Genomic DNA, 18,141 nt, shown 5'->3' on the forward strand with positions numbered 1-18,141 from the left:
TATGAAAGACCAGAAAGATACACTACAAAGTCGTTTACTCGATTTTTTCGGTGAAGAAGAATATAAACCATTAACCGTTGGCGAAATCGAGGATGTATTTGGTTTTAAAGATGCTGACGAATTTAAAGAATTAGTGAAAACGTTAGTGCGTATGGAGGGGCAAGGCTTAGTTGTGCGTTCTCGCTCCAATCGTTATGGCCTGCCAGAGCGCATGAATTTACTTCGAGGTAAATTTATTGGGCATGCGAAAGGCTTTGGCTTTGTGGCACCTGATATTGAGGGGATGGATGATGTTTTCATTCCACCGCATGAAATAAATGGTGCGATTAACGGCGATATCGTTTTGATACGTGTTTTAAAGGAATCATTCGGTGATCGTCGTGAAGGTACGGTGACAAAGGTAGTAGAGCGTGGACAAACGAGCTTTGTTGGGACGTTCCAAGCAAATCGAGGCTTTGGCTTTGTTGTGTTAGATGATAAAAAACTTCCGATGGACATTTTCATTGCTAAGGGAGATACGCTAGGAGCAGTCGACGGACACAAGGTTGTCGTTGAGGTCGCTACTTGGCCAGAGGATTTAAAATCTGCAACAGGCTATATTACAAAAATTTTAGGGCACAAAAATGATCCAGGTGTGGATATTCTCTCTATTTTATATAAGCATGACATTCCACCTGAATTCCCGGAAGAAGTAGTTGCTGCTGCGCAACGAGTGCCAGATGAAATTACAGAGGCAGATTTAGAGGGCCGCCGTGATTTACGCCACGAAACGATTGTGACAATCGATGGAGCTGACGCAAAGGATTTGGATGATGCTGTAACCGTAACAAAAAATGTAGACGGTACTTATAAACTTGGCGTACATATTGCAGATGTTAGTTATTATGTAACACAAGGCTCTGTAATAGATATTGAAGCTTATGATCGTGCGACGAGTGTATATTTAACAGACCGCGTTATTCCAATGATTCCGCATCGATTATCGAACGGTATCTGTTCATTAAATCCACAGGTTGACCGTCTAGTACTGTCTTGTGAAATGATTATTGATGCAAATGGTAATGTGATTTCACATGAAATATTCCAAAGTGTCATTAAAACAACTGAGCGTATGACATATAGAGACGTTTACAAAATTTTAGAGGGGCAAGACGAAGCACTAATTGCCCGCTATGAACCACTAGTACCAATGTTTAAACATATGGCTGAGCTGTCTAACATTTTACGTACTAAACGTGAAATGCGTGGTGCAATTGACTTTGACTTTAAAGAATCTAAAGTGATTGTGGACGAAGATGGTTGGCCAGTAGATATTGAATTACGTGAACGTACAGTAGCTGAGAAATTAATTGAAGATTTCATGCTAGCTGCCAACGAAACAGTAGCAGAGCATTTCCATTGGATGAATGTATCGTTCCTTTACCGTATTCACGAAGATCCAAAGCCAGAAAAACTGCAACGCTTCTTTGAATTTGTCACGAATTTCGGTATTTTAATCAAAGGTACAGGAAACACAGTACACCCTAAAGCGTTACAGGATGTATTAAAGGCCATTGAAGGCATGCCAGAGGAACCTGTTATTTCAACAATGCTTCTACGCTCCATGCAGCAGGCAAAATATTACCCTGAAAGCTTAGGTCACTTTGGTTTATCAACAGACTTCTATACACACTTTACGTCACCAATTCGACGTTATCCGGACTTAATTGTCCATCGTTTAATTCGTACGTATTTAATTAATAAAGATACATCAAAAGAAACAGTTGCACTGTGGGGTATGGCGATGGATGAAATTGCTGACCATACGTCAGAGCGTGAACGCCGTGCTGTCGATGCAGAACGTGATACAGACGCACTGAAAAAAGCACAATATATGTCCGATAAAATTGGTGAAGAGTTTGAAGGTATCGTCTCATCCATTACAAACTTCGGGATTTTCGTGGAGCTGCCAAATACGATTGAAGGACTTGTCCATATTAGCAATATGACAGATGACTACTACCGCTTTGACGATCGTCAAATGATGATGATTGGTGAACGTACAAATCGTCAATTCCGTATTGGTGATGAAGTTACAGTACGTGTAGCAAATGTTATTATTGAGGAGTCATCGATTGACTTTGAAATCGTCGGAATGGTAACGTCTTATGGACGAACTCGAAAAGCAGCACCTACTGTTATTCACGCACGCAAAAATTATAGCGACAACAAAGATGGTCGTAATGGCCGCAAAGGTGGTCGCAACGGGGAAGAGCGAGGTGGACGTAGCAGTCGCAATGGTCGCAACGAAGAAGAACGAGGCGGACGTGGCAGTCGCAGTGGCCGCAACGAAGAAGAACGGGGCGGACGTGGCAGTCGCAGTGGTCGTAACGAAGAAGGACGAGGCGGACAAGGAGAACGACGTGAAAACGACCGTGATCCACGAGGACGCCGCAAAGATAGCTCAAGCCCAGGCCCTAAAAAAGGCGTGAAGCAAAAGCAAAAGTTCTACGAGGGCGTCGCCAAGAAAAACAAAAAGAAAAAACCAAAACGTAAATAACGTAAAAATATAGGTGAAGGCACCAATTAGCGCTTTAAAGCAATTTGAAGCGGGTGCTTTCACTTTATCAATAAGAGCAGGTTGACCCTGCTATCCTTTAAGTAGAGGGTGAATAAAATGGCAAAAGGTACTGGAAAAGTATTAGCACAAAACAAAAAAGCCGGGCACGACTACTTCATTGAAGAAACAATCGAAGCGGGCATGGTGCTCACAGGCACAGAAATTAAATCCATCCGTGCAGGAAGGGTTCAACTAAAAGAATCCTATGTACAAATCCGCAGCGGTGAAGCATGGATCAACAATATGCATGTCAGCTCATTCGAACAAGGCAACCGCTTTAACCACGACCCACTGCGCGCCCGCAAGCTACTGCTTCACAAAAAGCAAATCGGCGAGCTAGTCGGTGCTGTAAAACGTGATGGCTACACAATCGTCCCACTAAAAATGTATATCAAAGACGGCTACGCCAAGCTCTTAATCGGCGTCGGCAAAGGTAAAAAGGATTACGACAAACGTAACGATATGCGCAAAAAAGAAGCAAAACGCGACATGGAACGTGCCTTCAAAGCAAAGAATCAAGATTAATAGATTGTTTGAAAGCTCACTGTTTTTGGATGGTGAGCTTTTTGTATTTGGGCGGATAGAATTCACAGGGCGAGTTCTAAAGGACATATAATAAAGAACTTATCTGCATATATAGGAGGAAAGCATTCTTACAATAGGACGAAAATTTATGTTTATGAACATAGAGAGCATTTATTTTCGAGGAACGTAATAATGTCAGCAAAAGAAGCTAGTTTGCTACCATCAAACAAAACGATCTGCGTAATTGCTCAAAAGTCAAAACAAACAGTAAATCATACTACAGCAAGATGAATAACCCTAATAGAAAGCGATTATAATCATTGTGAGCTAGCCAATTTTTTCTATCATTGCGGGACACTTGAACTATAGCTAGTTTTGTTTTATAATAAGTATTACTGAATGCCAGATTACATGGAAGCGTACTTTTAGCTCCCACCGTACTAGAAGAAATTCTAGCTCCTTTGCTTGAACGAGGCTACGTGCTTCGATTCATATTCAAGGGGACGTTACGGATTCGACAGGGATGGTTCAAGCTTTGGTCGCGCGTCGGAGGTCTCGGCTCCGTCATCAACGGAAGTTATATAATAACTGGCAAACAACAAAACTTAGCTTTCGCAGCGTAAGCTCGTAAGCGCTCTGCCTCTCTATCGCCCATGTAGAGAACGTGGGGCCCAACTTTAGTGGGATACGGTCGATGGTGCCACCTGAGTCACCGACAAGAGATTTCCAGGTTAGCGTACAAGACGCCTGTTTGTCGGCATAATGTTACGTGAATCGTAAATAGGCAAACTACACGCGTAGAAGCTGAAGTATTGGAGTTTCTGGACGCGGGTTCGACTCCCGCCGTCTCCATAATACGATTTCATTGAGTTTCAATGAACGTCAAAACCCTTGTATATCAAGGGTTTTTTATTTTGTCTATGTCATATAGTTTCATTGAGTATCAAACGAACGTAGTCAAAAACGTAGTCAAAGCGTAGTCGCTCAACTACATTTCAATGTAGCTGGCAAACTTCTGTATAGCTTCTTCTTTCGCTTTCTTCGAAACGTGTGCATAGATGTACATTGTCGTTTGTACATCACTATGACCTAAGCGATCTTGTACTTCTTTTATGCTAGCACCCGCTTCAAATAACAATGAGCAATGAGTATGTCGTAAGCCGTGCGTTGTAATTGTACCGAGGTTGTATTTCTTCTGTACATGTAATATCCATTTACGAGTTTTCGTTGGCTGTAAATATTCATTTTGTTCATTACTAAACACAAGCTGCTTAGGTTGCATTGTATTGAAGCCTAGTATTAAATAATCCTGCTTCTGCTTTTTCTTCCACTCTTTTAGTATTGCCATTGTTTTATCGTCCATTTTAATAGTACGAGCAACACCTGTTTTTGTAGACTTTACATATAGCTGATTATCTTTTCCTCTTGAAAGGGCCTTATTAATGCGTAGCTCGTTTGTTGTGAAGATTAAGTCATTCCATGTCAGTGCCAATGCTTCACCTTTACGCATACCGCTAAACGCTAGTAAACGGAATAGGGCAAACGCTTTGTAGTTACTCTCTTGCTCTAAGCATGTAAGGAATTGAATAAGCTGTTCACGTGTATAGAAGTTTTCATCTTCATCATCATTGGTAACGCTAGCTTTCTTGGTTAGATTAGTAGGCATTTCTACAAGTGCAAAAGGGTTAGTTTGAATAAATCCACGCTTCATAGCAAAATCTAATACTTTAGCTGCGTATGATTTGACTATACGGAACTTCTTCAATTTTCCCGCCCACTCATTGATATGCTTTTGACATATGTCCACCGTGAGCTTTTCAATTTTGTACTTCCCCATTGCAGGCAAAATATGATTTTTAAAAATGCCAGTCGTTTTTACGAATGTACTTTCCTCAACCGTATTTTCATACTGAACAACCCACAAGTCGTAAACCTCTTGATATGTTTCAACACGTTCTTTTTTGTACGTACCATTTGCTACATCAAGCTTTAAACGTGCAAGTGCTAATTCAGCTTCTTTACGTGTTTTAAAGCCACGTTTCATTGTGCGCTTCTGTTTACCGGTTAATGGATCAATCCCTAAATAGGCTGGGAACTCATATCGTGTTTCACCGTTTTTCAGCTTATAGCTTTTGATTGGTGATACTTTCTTTTTCGTCATAGTATTTCCTCCTGAATCAGTTGCGGGGGCAAATGATTAAAAAGAGGATTTACCTCATGATTATTATAACGAATCACAAGATAAATCCCACTATTAATTAAAAGCTATGTTCTTGAAAGAAGCGGTCAATCTCCTTACGTGATATACGCTTAATCCCTTCAATCTCACATACTTGTAAGCCGTACTGACGATACTTTAATAGCGTGTTATACGATACACCAGCGTATTTAGCTCCTTCCTTTAATGAAAGCCACCCACTATCAACAAATTCATGCTGTGCGGCTTGTAATGCCTTTTGTACGGCTTTTATAATTATTTCTTCAATATCAGTAGTAGTTAAATTTACATTCATTTTTACATGCTCCTCTTTCATTTAATCCCCGCAATTTAATTGCTGTTATGGATTTATACGAGGTAAAAAGGGCATTGTTAAATACAATTTGATGCTTGTTTTTAAATCATAGCCTATAAGAATATCCTATTTTTTCTTTTAATTAAGTAAGATTTTAAAAATAGAGGATAGAATATGTTAAAATTATCTAAACGATACACACTTGAAATTAGGCAAGAAGTGCTCGTGTATTTCAAAATACATAAAAGAGTATTTTCGATGAAAGATGTAAAGACAGGACACGTAATTTCTCTTGGTAATGATCTAATAATTGAATCCTCCTAAAATTATCGTAAATGGGTCTGGGCGCTTACGAGTGATTGTAAACTGCGTAAAAGTATTTATGCCTTTGTCAGAGGTAAATTCGGAGGTGTTTCTACAGTAAATTACCCTGGTTATGCTGCTTGTATTTGTCCCATTGTAAGCAAGGTAAGTAAATTGTAGCTGATACAAACATTGACGCTAATCAAAAGAATTACATTAAAACAGTCCTAGCCGATAAGAGCATTTTTGCTATCTAGGAGGATTTATATTGAAAAAGCATGGTGAAGTCCGTAATACTTATGAACGTGAGTATCTCGTGAAGAACGAAACGCCTGATAAAACAGCAAAGGTGATTGAACTATCAAGATTAGAAACATACATAGTGAAGGAAATTTACTGTGGTAAATGTGAAGAATGGATGGAAACAGATAGTCGTGACATTGTAACTGATTATCTGTGTCCTAATTGTTGTATTAATTGGGAATGATATTACCCCCCACTTTAAATCAAAAAGCACTCAAAATGATAATACATATACACGCAATTATAAAATGACAACAGCTCAAAGCAGTTACTAGAACATTTATATGTTTTAGTAGCTGCTTTTAGTTTTGTCCTGATGAATTGAAAAAACTTTTAAAAATGATTTAACTCTGCTAAACAGTCCTCGTATAAGGCATATGTGGGCGGATTAGACAGTTTTATTAGTTAGTAACTATATAAGTAATTTAACTTTGCTAAATGGTTCTCGTATAAGTCATATGTGAGCGAATATAACGACTTTATATAGTGAATTTACAAAACGATTTAACTATGTAATTTAGCTTGCGTATAAGGAAATGAAGGAGATGAACCAGCATGGAAATTTACAACTAGAAAGTATTATTCAAATACGCTGTAATCTTCATTTAAATTATGTTTGATAAAAACTTTAAAAATAATTTAACTCTGCTAAATAGTCCTCGTATAAGTCATTAACGGAGGTGAAGCAGCATGGAAGTTTACAACTAGAAAAGTAATATCGACTAGATAAGAGTAACCTTTCAATGGAAATGAATTGTTATAGCTTGTCAAATCAAATTCAATCACTGAACGAATAAAAAGTAACGTTTTAATAGGAATCTTCTAAATACCCCCCAGTGCCTACTAAATCAAGTATTAGAGTGGGATTTGGCGGGAGCTACGTGATACCTATGAGAAATTTTTCGTGAAGGGTGGTGCGGATTAATTAATGAAAGAGGACATTTTCTTATTATATATATACGTAAATGTCCTCTTTGTAGGAGGAAAAGAAATGGAAGTAAATATAGAGGAATTAGCGGCTTTTATTGAATACGTATATGAAGGACTAACAGTGTATCCATTTCAAGCTTTTATTGATGATAAGGGAAGTAAGGATTCTAGTAGTGGGACGAGCTATTGGGATTCGCTTAATAAATTGAATGTTTATGAGGGATTACCTGCGTTTGTTAATCGTTGTGAGTTAGAAAAAAGAGCATTATGCTTTTATATGAACGGTTCAATGTATAAACAAGGAATTAAAAAAATTCGTTTTCACTTTGTTGATATTGATAGCGATGGAGGTTCAAAAGAAGAGCAACTTGAACGAATCATGAACGCTCCATTAAAGCCAACAGTAGTTTATGAGGGGCGGGCAGGATATAAGGTATTATATGAAGTTATTGATGCTTATTGGGATAATACAACTGAACAAGCATTAAATGATTCGACTTATGTATTTGAAAAAATTCAATTTCAACTAATTGGTTATTTTCAAGCAGACATAAGGAGGAGAAAACCTAATGATTGCTTTAGATTGCCTTATGTCAATAACTATAAAGAATGGAGTAGTAATGGAAAGGTTTATCAAGAAAAGATTTTAGAGTGGGATCGTAAGAATGTGTACACTCAACAGCAATTAGCAGACGCATTTCCACCAGGAGAAGAGCCGAAGAAAAGTAAAAAAACGAAAATGTATGATGTTTCAAGTAAGGACGTTGTAGAAGTTATCGACGCATTTACGGATAATTTGGATATGGCAGGATTAGATTATTGGAACTATGGAAATAAAATTTCCTACCAATGTCCCGTACATGGTGATAGTAAACCTTCTGCATATATCTTTTTCGAGAGATTAATATGCCATTGTTCTAACGGAGAAAATGGTGAATGTGAGATTGGACAAGGTAAGCCATTAAGCTGGTTAGCAGAACATCAAGGGTGGGAAGATTTATATGAATTAGCTTACAAGCTTGAGGCAAAGCCAGCAGAGAAATATGAAAAAATCACATTAGAGCAATTACAGGAGCATACTTTGACACCGCTTCTGCCAAAAGAAACACAGTGGGACCCAGTTGTAAAAAATGTAGTAGCTGAGATTACAGCCACGATGCAGCACCGTAAGATAATCGTTGATGAAAGCAGCCAGTTAATTTATTTGAATTTAGTGACTGCAATGAATAATATCGCTACTAATCTTAGTGTTTGGCCTTTGGAGCCTGGTGGGGGGAAAAGTACAACATTTGTGAGTTATTTGAAATATATGCTTGAGCACCATATAGAGCAAGCAGGTACGATTGTAGTTGTTGAACGAAATGAAACAGCACTAGCACTAGCTAAGGAATTAGGACAGTATCCAGTATGCTTTGAAGCAACAGAACATACAGCATTCGATGCAGATTATTGTCTATATCCCGCTGCTGCTTATGTGATGCAGAGTGCTTATACATATAAAAAGTGTAAAAAAAACCTAACCTCATATGAACATAATGTTTGTGGGAGGTGTAGCTTTAAAAAGTCCTGTGTTTTACCAAAGAAGCATGACATACAAAAGAATTTCCCTATTGTCATTATGACCCATGCACGGTTCCAAATGGAGGGGGCGCAACTAAAGAATTATGCTAAATGGATAGCAAAGGATGGTAAGGAGTATGGACGTAAAAGAGTGGTCATTGATGAAAAGCCTCCGATTATTAATGTTATCAAAATAAGTACAATAGATTTAGAGACGTTAATATATGATTTAAAGAACATGGAGTTAGAAATCGGACGTGAAAATATGATTTCTGCTATCAAGGTAATTAACGAGTTGAAAATGGTGATGCTATCTAGTGAGCGAGGTGTTCAGATGCCCCCTTTAGATGCTTCCTTCAAATTTATCTTTGAAGCGGAATGGTATAAGCATTATAACGGTTCAAATGTAGCTTTATTAAAGCATGTAGAAGCAGCTATAACACAAGAGAGCGTTGTTAATGAATATAATAAAAAGATTACTATAACCACGGCGCAAAAGGTGATTTATGACTTATCAAGTTACAATACAGTCATTTTAGACGGTACTGCTAAATATGATTTGGAGTATCAATATCTTAATAATATTCAAATGATGGACGTACCAACTTTGAAAAGTTATGATCATTTAACGCTAAATTATGATATTACAATTCCTTCTAATAAGAAGCGATTATTAGAGGATAAAGATCTTGTAATAAAGCTGGCGCAATACGCAAGTGAAAAGTCTCTAGAAGAACCTGTATTACTACTATGCTATAAATTTATGAAAGGGACATTGGAAAGTTTGCTAGCTAATGAAATCAAGGCTAAAAGAATAGCTATTAACCACTTCGGTAACATTAAGGGATCGAATAGCTACTCGCAATACTCTTGTCTAATTGTTGTAGGCATTATAAATAAAGGGGATGCTTATTATTTGAGCAAGTCAGGAGCCATTTTTTCAGAAGAAAAAGACTTAGAATTGACTACTATAAAGAAAAATAGGCGTTTCAATAGTGTCGATATTGAAAAGTATAAGCTAAGTGATCAAGTAGTTGGGAGCATTCAAGATATTTTGAGAACGAGCATTAGGAGTAATGGGAATAGTAAAAAGGCAAATGTCTATATTTTTTCAAGAGATATAGTATTACTGAAATTATTGTATGCTTATTTTAATGGAAGTAAGGTTGTGCAATGGAACCTGTTGGATAGTAATCCTGATTGGTTTGAAGGGGTATGTGAGCTATTCAGCAGTGTAGAAGTTGGCAGTAAAATAGCTAAAGCAACTATACGTAAAGTATTAAATTTAGAAGGGGAGGCGGGGAAGAAACAATTACAACGTATAATGCAGTCTGACGAATTTACTAATTTATTATCACAGTATAATGTAGTTAAACATAATACGAGAGCATTCGTAAAGTTAGAAGTAGTAGAACAAGCCAGTTCTTAAATATGTAAAAGCATGTGCATTAGGTTACTAATAAAAGCACATGCTTTTTATGATTGGAATTATAGTAGATTTCTACGATAAGTTTAGTATGTTTATCTAATAACATTCGTAGCTTACATGAATAATTCAATAGAAATGTAATGAATGCAACTAGGTTTCTTTCTCTGAAAGCCTTAAAAAGGCTGGTGCGTGGTGCGTTTCTCTACAATGCATGAGCATCATACTGCAACAAATTGAGTTAAAGTCATCTTATTGCACATCTATCTATTATCCTTCCATTGTAGCAAGGATTCGATAACTGACAATACTTTTTGTTGATCCGCTTTAGAACGGCCTTCAAGTAATGCAATAATTTGTTCGATTTCTATACTTAGCATTTTGGGGATAACATTAGGACCTTGAAAAAACTCAGCTAGTGAAATATCCAGAGCCGAACATACTTTAGCTAGACTTTCAACAGTTACATTTTTCTCTCCACGTTCTAATTGTCCGATGTAGGTATTGTGAAGGGCAGCTTTAAACGCTAATTCTTCCTGACTAAGCTTGCGTTCTTTTCTATAGTAACGGATTTTTTCTCCGATATGGTTTGTTAAATCAGACATTACATCACCTCTACTCTATAGGATTGATGAAATGAAGGGTTTAATCCATATACTAGAGATATATTTATTTATTTGTATATACTATTGATATTATTCGAGTATCAAGTTATGATAAATATATCTGGAATATATTGCTAGGGGGAATAATCGTGACAGATGAACAAAGGTTATTAATGCAACTTACAGGCTATGATGACGATATGCATTTAATGAACTGTATAGCGGAGATGGGATTGAAGATGGAAGAATTAAAAAGAGGTTATTATCAAAAACACTTCCGAAAAGATTTAAAGCGTGCATGGGGATTTAATTGTTACCATTGTGGTGAAAGAGTCCAAAGTGATAAGGACGAATCATACTATATTGTTACAGTGGTTTGGAAAGATCCAGATAAAATAGGTAAACGTTTTTGTTCTAAAGAATGTGCGGATGTGTTTTACAATGAATCGATGGAATGGTTGTTGAAGAAGCAGCAAGAATATGAAATTGAAAGAGCACAATTACGTATGGCTGGTAAATAAAATATCTAGGTAAGGAACACGCAATGTCATTTGATGTTGCGTGTTTTGAATTTTTATGAATATAATTATTATGTTTAAAATTGGTATTATTGTAATGGGGAGGTTGTTCTGTGGTCTCTAACGAAATAATTGATTCGATAATTAATTTAGTAGATGAAAGAGGCGGAGATAGTGCAACAGATGGTTTTGAATTTCAAATGTCTACTGCAATCTACCTTCTATTCGATGAAATGTTAATTAATAGTAAAAACAATACAAATGAAAGTGTTTTAATATATGAAAAAGTAGAAGATTTCATAATATTTAATGACCGCATTAACCTGTATCAAGCCAAAAGTACGAGTAGAAGTCTAACGCCTAATTTGTTGTATTCTCCTACGAGAAAGACTGAAGCAGACGATTCAGGGCTATCTATTATTGAAAAAATGAATGTAAATTATTTAAAAATAAAAGATAAGGCCTCAGATGCAACTGTACTTACCACTTTAATTGTTTGTGAGAATCAAAAGTTTTCAAAAAAACTGTCAAATAGTATTGAGGGAATAGAGGATTTAAGAGAAATTAACTTCAATGATTTAAGTGAAACGGCAAAAATAGAAATCATTGATAAAACTCAGTTTGATGAATATGATTGGACAAATATCAATGCTCGCCGAATTATTCCTAAAAGTAGGCACGAAGAAGTTACCAGAGTGTATATAGAAGATGTGGTATCAGAAATACTTGGTGAGAATAAAATAAATAGTGCTGCTTTATATACTAGCTTGACATACGAGTTGAAAAAAATACGAAGAAATAAGACAAAGTTATCCAGTAACTTTTTAAAATCAAAAATTACTCAATTTAGTGAAATAGAAAGCACTATAAAATTTAATGACTATGTTTATTTATTAAATGAACAGGATAGACGTAATATTAAAATAGCAAAAAGTTTTACTCAAATTCAAAATAATCTAATGATAAAAAATCATCCTGTTCAAAATGATTATAAGGCCGTTAAGAATATATTTATAAACAATGATTTTGAAGCATTTGATGAGGTAGTTTATACAATTGAAAACGCATCAGAATTAAAGCTAATGCGACTTAGGTTACCTGATTATGAAAGAAAAGCATTAGCCTTAATTGTAATGGTGAAAGAGGTGATAATGTGAATTTAATAATTAATAAATTTTCAATCTTATCTGCTGAAAAAGAGAAAGCATTTAGTGAAACTTTTACTTCAGGCATTAATTTAATTGTAGGAGAAAAAGATACCGGGAAAACAACATTGTCACGATCAATTTTATATACGTTTGGGTGTGATGTTAAAGACATATCAATAGTTAATAATACATCTAACATTTATGTTATAGAATTTAGTATTAATAATGAAGAGTATATTTTGGTTAGACAAAAGTTAAAGCAAGGTAGAGGAAAGAATTGTTTTAAATTAGTAGAGTACAATAGAAATGAAATTAATACATACTATGACACTAAAACCTTTAAAGAGAAGTTAAATGAAATATTAAATATAAAATTAGTAACTCTTGATAAGGGAGGGTCTGAAACTAAACTATATCCTAATCATATTTTCCTTCCTTTTTATACAGATCAGGACAATAGTTGGCAATCGTATTTAACTGATACTTTTACTGGTATTAATTTTATTCAAGATTATAAAAAAATAATTTTAGAATATTTCACTGGTGCAAGAAGTAATGAATATTATGAATTAAAGTTACAAAAAGATAATCTTCAACAAAAATTGCAAAGAACTAATGCAACAATTAGAAGTAAGGAAATGATAATTGAAGAAAACGTTAAGAATATAAAAATTTTAGAAGATATTGATATTGAGAACTTTAAAAAAAATTATGAACTTGTATTAAATATGTTCAATACAATAATAGAAAGTGAACATAATTTAAAAAATCAATTAAATCAAAAAATATTTGAAAAAAATATATTAGAGGAAATGGAGGGGACACTTAACAATTCAATTGACGAAATTGTAGAAGAAAATCTAAATAAAGAATGTCCTACATGTCACCAAAATATTATTAATAATTTTGAAGAAAATTATAGTTTGTTATTAGTGAGGCAGAATTTGATTAAGGAACGAGAAAAAATCAGATTGGAATTAAACGACGTACAAAATAATATTAATGAATTGTATAGTAAACTAGATCAAACTGTAAACATTGGTGAGGAATATAAGGAGAAATTACAAGCTGATGCTAATGTGATTTCATTAGGCGAGAGGGCGGATAGCTATGCACTTTCAAGAGTGAATATTAGATTGGAAGAAGAGTTGAAAAGAGAAAAGTCAGAAAAGATTTCTATTGAAAATCAACTTACAAATATAGAAGAAAGCCTTAGAAAATTAAATTCGGTAGATGTAACAAGTAAATATCAAAAATTAATGATATCGGCATTTAAAGATTTAAATATTCAATTCGCTTATAAAAATTACTATAAGTCTAATTTAGAATCTGTAAATATAACTCTCTCAGGTGCATCTAAAGTACAAGCTTTTATAGCCCAATACTTAACTATATATAAAATGAGTATTGAAAATGAAAATACAATTCATATCCCTATGTTTATTGATACTTTTTTAAAGGATGATTTTAATAATGTTGAAATCGATAAAACAGCTAAATTTATTTTCTCATCCTTAGAGGATACAACTCAATCATTTGTATTTATTGCTGACAATGAACAGACTTTGAAATCAATTGAAGATTATTCATGTACTCAATTGGATTTAAAAGATCCATTTAATATATTTAATAAGGAATATGGAGACGTATATCAACATTATAAGGGGTGGATTGAATAAATTAAGCAAACAGATTGAATTAGAATGTTTATTAATAAAAATATCAGGAGATAAATTTATGATAAGAGTTTATCAAGGTAAGGAGTTCAAATCTTTTTTTAAGGATTGGATGGAATCTGAAGAAAAAGAAAAAAATGATAAATTAAGGGAATTATTCTTAAATAATTTTAAAAATAAATGTGCTTTTTGTGAGACACCTTTAGATATAAATAACATGGTCATTGAACATTATAGGCCAATTGGTGGCGCATTAAATACTTATAATGGTCAATTTTCTTATAAACATTACAATTGGCTAGTGAATGAATGGTCGAATTATTTAGTTATATGCCCTGAATGTAATAGAAATAAGAGTAATAGATTCCCAATCGATGGAGATTTCTGTTCTGTCTATAGCGATAGTGTAGAATTAAACCAAGAAAAACGTTTATTAATAAATCCAACTCGAGATTTTCCGGAGAAACATTTCACTTATGATGAAGATTACATGATAATTCCAAGAACACTCAAAGGTGAAATAACTATTGCTTTATTAAATTTAAATCGTCATTCATTACTTGATCAAAGGCATAAGGAGATGTATATATTCAATGAATTATGCAACATTTTCAAAGGGAACAATGAAAATAAGGAATTACTTAAAAGTATAACTGAGCAAATTAGCCCCCAATCCCCATTCGCAGGCATCAAAAGATATTATTTATTAAAAATGATTGAAGATAATCTTATTCCTTACTTTTCTGAGTTTGATAGATTTCTTCCAAGTAGCGGTGAGATAATTGATAAAGTGGAATCAATTAAATTATTGAAATCTAATTATTTAAGGAATATAGAATACGAAAATACTTATAGTATAGAAAATGAGTTAGACTTACCGAAATATTTATCTAGACAAAGATATATTGAATCAATTGAAATACAAAATTTTAAAGGTATAAGGAATATTAAAATTGATCTTAGTCTGAGTAAAAGTAAAGATGCGCCCTGGTTAATGATATTAGGAGAAAATGGTGCAGGGAAAAGTTCAATTTTACAAGCAATATCTATTGCGCTTATGGGACATGAAAAACGTGAAGAAATAATTAAAAAAGGTGCTAATTATTTCCTTAATAACAAAGCGAGTCATGGATTTGTTAGGGTGCAACTATCAGGGATGATTGAGCCAATACAAATTGAATTAGATAGAGAAAATGATAAATTTATAGGGATTAATCATACGGATCCAAAAGTTTTAATATTAGCATATGGTTCTACGAGATTATTACCAAATGAAGATAGATTAGATGATTTTTATCCTTCTTGGGCGAGGGTGGAAAATCTTTTTGATCCTTTTCAACCATTAGTCGATGTAGAAAGTTATTTAACTTGGTTAAAGTATGGAGACTTTATAAAGGTAAAGAAAGCAATAGAAAATTTATTCTTTGAAAAGGTAGAGGTTATTAGAACAGAGGTTAATAAAGAAATAAAATTTGAATTTCCAAATTCTACAGTTAAATTAGATGATTTAAGCGATGGTTATAAAACAATTATTGCACTTGCTACTGATATTATGATGGTTATGAAAAATAGATGGAGAAGTTATGATGCTGAGGGTGTAGTGTTAATAGATGAGTTAGATGCTCATCTTCATCCAAGATGGAATATAGAAATTGTAAAAAGGTTAAGGAAGGCATTCCCTAAAATACAATTTATCGTTACAAGTCATAACCCATTAACCTTACGAGGACTATTAGATAATGAAATTGCAGTAATTACTGAAGATAACAACAGAGAAAATATTGTTATTCAGGATTTACCAGCACAAAAAGGAATGAAAGTTGAGGAAATTCTAACTTCTAAATATTTTGGATTATACGATACGCTTCCAGAATTAAATATTATTTTTCAAGAATACTATAGTTTATTAATCCATCCATTTCCTAACGATGACCAACAAAAAAGGATTAACGAATTAGAGGAAGCGTTAGCCGATTATAAAAAATTAGGGTTAACGAAGAGAGATCAATTATTTTACAAAGCAATTGATATATATTTAGCTAAAGAAAAAGAAGAAAATAGTCAGGCAAATATAGAATCTTTATATCTAGATATAGAAAATATAGTTGGATCTTTACAAAAGGTGTATGAAAAATGATTTATATAAAAAGGGTAGAATGTCCAAAAGTATTAGATTTAAGTAGCGTTGATTCAGCAGCTTCTAAAGAATATAAAGAAGTTATCAAATATTTTAAAAAAAATGATCGTGATTTTAAATTTAAGGCTTATAGTAAAGATAATGTTAAGAAAGTTCTTTTGAAAATGTTTAATAATAAATGTGCATACTGTGAGAGTAAAGTAGACCCAGTTTCATATGGTGATATAGAGCATTTTAGACCAAAGGGAGCTTATCGTGCTAAAGATGGGGATGAATTAATATATCCAGGATATTACTGGTTAGCTATGGACTGGAATAATTTACTTTTTGCTTGTGACGTTTGTAATCGAACTTTCAAAAAAAATAAATTTCCACTTGTGAATGAAGCTTTAAGAAAAAAACGACATGATCACTATGTTATAGAAGAACCGTTGCTAATAGATCCTTGTAATCAAGATGAGAGCCCTCAAGATTATATTTGTTTTACTAACGATGGATTAATACAATATATAGATGGAGAGGGGAATAAAGGTCAGACTTCAATTGAGGTATATGGCCTGTATAGACCTAATTTAACAGATGCTAGAAAAATTCTTGCAAAAGAAATAGAAGATAAAAAAACACAAGTCTTAGGATATTTAAAAACAATATCTGATTTAACAAATTCACCAAACCCAGAATTATTTAAAGATACTATTCAAATTATTTTTAGAGACTTAGAGTCAGTTTATGAAGCTTTAAAAAATTTGAATTTACCATCTTCACCATATCTAGGAATGGTGAGGGATTTGACTTCAGAGTTTATGTCAAATTATGGGGTGCATATTGAATCTTTAGTAGATACATATAAACAGTTAACGAGTAAACAAAGTATCGGTGTATAATTTAAGGAATGAATTATGTAATCTATTATAGCAATCATTAAGTGCTAACGTATTCAAAAATGTAGTCAAGCTATTGATATATCTGTATTTTGAGACGGTTGGTTCACTCGTTGTAGTTGTACCTGGCCCATATTTGTTCTAACATATAAAATCCCTTTATAGTAGCATGTACAGCTAGTTATAGTATTGTACATGCTTTTTTTCTACGGTAAATACCGTAGAGATATACGGTAAATACAATAGAAATCTACGGTAAATACCGTAGAGATATACAGTAAATACAATAGAAATCTACGGTAAATACCGTAGAGATATACAGTAAATACAATAGATTTCTACTATAAAATATAGAGTAGTTTTATGGAATGAATTGTGTAATGTACCGATATTAAAAAAAGTGACAAAGATGAAGTGTATTACTTTTTATTTGGAAAAATACTAATGCAGCAGGTCACCGCTTCTATTCAAAGGATTGTTCGGATGTTTATCTCCATGAGTATTGAGGAAAGGAGAAAGATGAGGGAGGTTTATGAAGAAGCGGAACGGGAGTTTATAGCTAAAAGGAGAAAAGTTAAATAAGGCTAATAGAAGCACGCAGTATCTAAAAAGGATGCTGCGTGTTTTATATAGGCAATTTTATAATTAGGGATTCAGGAGTTTATTGTATACCTCGTGAAGTGATTCCCTTGATAGTTAGCCTTTTATTAATGCCGGATGATATACTAAAGGAGCATGGTTTAACATAAACATTATACGTCTATGCTAAGGCTTCAGGCGGAATGGGATTTGCTGTTCAAGAGTATTTGAAAGAATTGGAATCGATGGATAACTAAGAGTTCTTTGCCCAAAAAATCAGTGATGAATAGTGCAATTTGTAAGGTGGTATTTTAATCAATTGCGAAGATAAAAAACATCCGATAGGGCAATGTACTTTTGAATATAGGTAAAAATTGATTACATAATCTTGAATCCTCTATATGCTATGGCTTGGAAATCGTATCAAAAGCCAATTTT

Annotated in this window: 12 protein-coding genes and 1 other RNA gene; 10 read left to right on the top strand and 3 right to left on the bottom strand. The window is 33.9% G+C overall.

Annotated elements, in window-relative coordinates:
• The first annotated feature begins 1 nt into the window (after position 1).
• The 3 genes from rnr (at position 2) to ssrA (ending at position 3,979) form a co-directional block, all read left to right on the top strand.
• Positions 2-2,539, top strand: coding sequence for a ribonuclease R (rnr, locus tag ACYQ73_RS26385; protein WP_460015174.1), 2,538 nt, complete (start codon positions 2-4; stop codon positions 2,537-2,539).
• Between the two features lie 117 nt (positions 2,540-2,656).
• Entirely contained in the window at positions 2,657-3,124 is a 468-nt protein-coding gene (smpB, locus tag ACYQ73_RS26390) for an SsrA-binding protein SmpB (protein ID WP_049669013.1), read from the top strand.
• Between the two features lie 499 nt (positions 3,125-3,623).
• Positions 3,624-3,979: a transfer-messenger RNA gene (gene ssrA, locus ACYQ73_RS26395) on the top strand.
• 133 nt (positions 3,980-4,112) lie between these two features.
• Here ssrA and ACYQ73_RS26400 read toward each other — a convergent pair.
• A complete protein-coding gene (locus ACYQ73_RS26400) occupies positions 4,113-5,285 on the bottom strand; it encodes a site-specific integrase (protein WP_460015175.1) in 1,173 nt (390 codons plus the stop codon).
• 97 nt (positions 5,286-5,382) lie between these two features.
• On the bottom strand, positions 5,383-5,637 hold the full coding sequence (locus ACYQ73_RS26405; protein ID WP_460015176.1) for a helix-turn-helix domain-containing protein: 255 nt from the start codon (positions 5,635-5,637) through the stop codon (positions 5,383-5,385).
• Between the two features lie 571 nt (positions 5,638-6,208).
• On the opposite strand from ACYQ73_RS26405, the gene ACYQ73_RS26410 reads away from it, so the two are divergent.
• Positions 6,209-6,427, top strand: a complete 219-nt coding sequence (locus ACYQ73_RS26410; protein ID WP_460015177.1) for a hypothetical protein — start codon at positions 6,209-6,211, stop codon at positions 6,425-6,427.
• Positions 6,428-7,234: 807 nt separating this feature from the next.
• Positions 7,235-10,162 (top strand): hypothetical protein, encoded by a 2,928-nt coding sequence (locus ACYQ73_RS26415; RefSeq protein ID WP_460015178.1) that lies wholly within the window; start codon positions 7,235-7,237, stop codon positions 10,160-10,162.
• A 260-nt stretch (positions 10,163-10,422) separates the two neighbouring features.
• Here the strand turns inward: ACYQ73_RS26415 and ACYQ73_RS26420 are convergent, their stop codons facing one another.
• A complete protein-coding gene (locus ACYQ73_RS26420; RefSeq protein WP_460015179.1) occupies positions 10,423-10,764 on the bottom strand; it encodes a helix-turn-helix domain-containing protein in 342 nt (113 codons plus the stop codon).
• Positions 10,765-10,913: 149 nt separating this feature from the next.
• On the opposite strand from ACYQ73_RS26420, the gene ACYQ73_RS26425 reads away from it, so the two are divergent.
• The 5 genes from ACYQ73_RS26425 to ACYQ73_RS26445 all read left to right on the top strand — a co-directional run bounded on the left by ACYQ73_RS26425 (position 10,914) and on the right by ACYQ73_RS26445 (position 17,127).
• The gene (locus ACYQ73_RS26425) at positions 10,914-11,285 is read left to right on the top strand and encodes a hypothetical protein (RefSeq protein ID WP_460015180.1); all 372 of its coding nucleotides are present in this window, start codon (positions 10,914-10,916) and stop codon (positions 11,283-11,285) included.
• Between the two features lie 110 nt (positions 11,286-11,395).
• The gene (locus tag ACYQ73_RS26430; RefSeq protein WP_460015181.1) at positions 11,396-12,439 is read left to right on the top strand and encodes a hypothetical protein; all 1,044 of its coding nucleotides are present in this window, start codon (positions 11,396-11,398) and stop codon (positions 12,437-12,439) included.
• Positions 12,436-14,109: a hypothetical protein gene (locus ACYQ73_RS26435; RefSeq protein WP_460015182.1), complete on the top strand. Its 1,674-nt coding sequence runs from the start codon at positions 12,436-12,438 to the stop codon at positions 14,107-14,109. Before ACYQ73_RS26430 ends, ACYQ73_RS26435 begins: the two co-directional genes overlap by 4 nt.
• Positions 14,102-16,243, top strand: a complete 2,142-nt coding sequence (locus ACYQ73_RS26440) for an AAA family ATPase (RefSeq protein WP_460015183.1) — start codon at positions 14,102-14,104, stop codon at positions 16,241-16,243. Before ACYQ73_RS26435 ends, ACYQ73_RS26440 begins: the two co-directional genes overlap by 8 nt.
• On the top strand, positions 16,240-17,127 hold the full coding sequence (locus tag ACYQ73_RS26445) for an HNH endonuclease family protein (RefSeq protein WP_460015184.1): 888 nt from the start codon (positions 16,240-16,242) through the stop codon (positions 17,125-17,127). Before ACYQ73_RS26440 ends, ACYQ73_RS26445 begins: the two co-directional genes overlap by 4 nt.
• Positions 17,128-18,141: the final 1,014 nt, after the last annotated feature.

It is taken from the genome of Lysinibacillus sp. CTST325 (genome assembly GCF_054665055.1).

Excerpts from the sequence above, each read along its gene's own strand:
- ACYQ73_RS26405 (WP_460015176.1), bottom strand. The coding sequence starts at position 5,637 with ATGAATGTAAATTTAACTACTACTGATATTGAAGAAATAATTATAAAA.
- ACYQ73_RS26445 (WP_460015184.1), top strand. The coding sequence starts at position 16,240 with ATGATTTATATAAAAAGGGTAGAATGTCCAAAAGTATTAGATTTAAGT.
- ACYQ73_RS26400 (WP_460015175.1), bottom strand. The coding sequence starts at position 5,285 with ATGACGAAAAAGAAAGTATCACCAATCAAAAGCTATAAGCTGAAAAAC.
- ACYQ73_RS26420 (WP_460015179.1), bottom strand. The coding sequence starts at position 10,764 with ATGTCTGATTTAACAAACCATATCGGAGAAAAAATCCGTTACTATAGA.
- ACYQ73_RS26415 (WP_460015178.1), top strand. The coding sequence starts at position 7,235 with ATGGAAGTAAATATAGAGGAATTAGCGGCTTTTATTGAATACGTATAT.
- smpB (WP_049669013.1), top strand. The coding sequence starts at position 2,657 with ATGGCAAAAGGTACTGGAAAAGTATTAGCACAAAACAAAAAAGCCGGG.
- rnr (WP_460015174.1), top strand. The coding sequence starts at position 2 with ATGAAAGACCAGAAAGATACACTACAAAGTCGTTTACTCGATTTTTTC.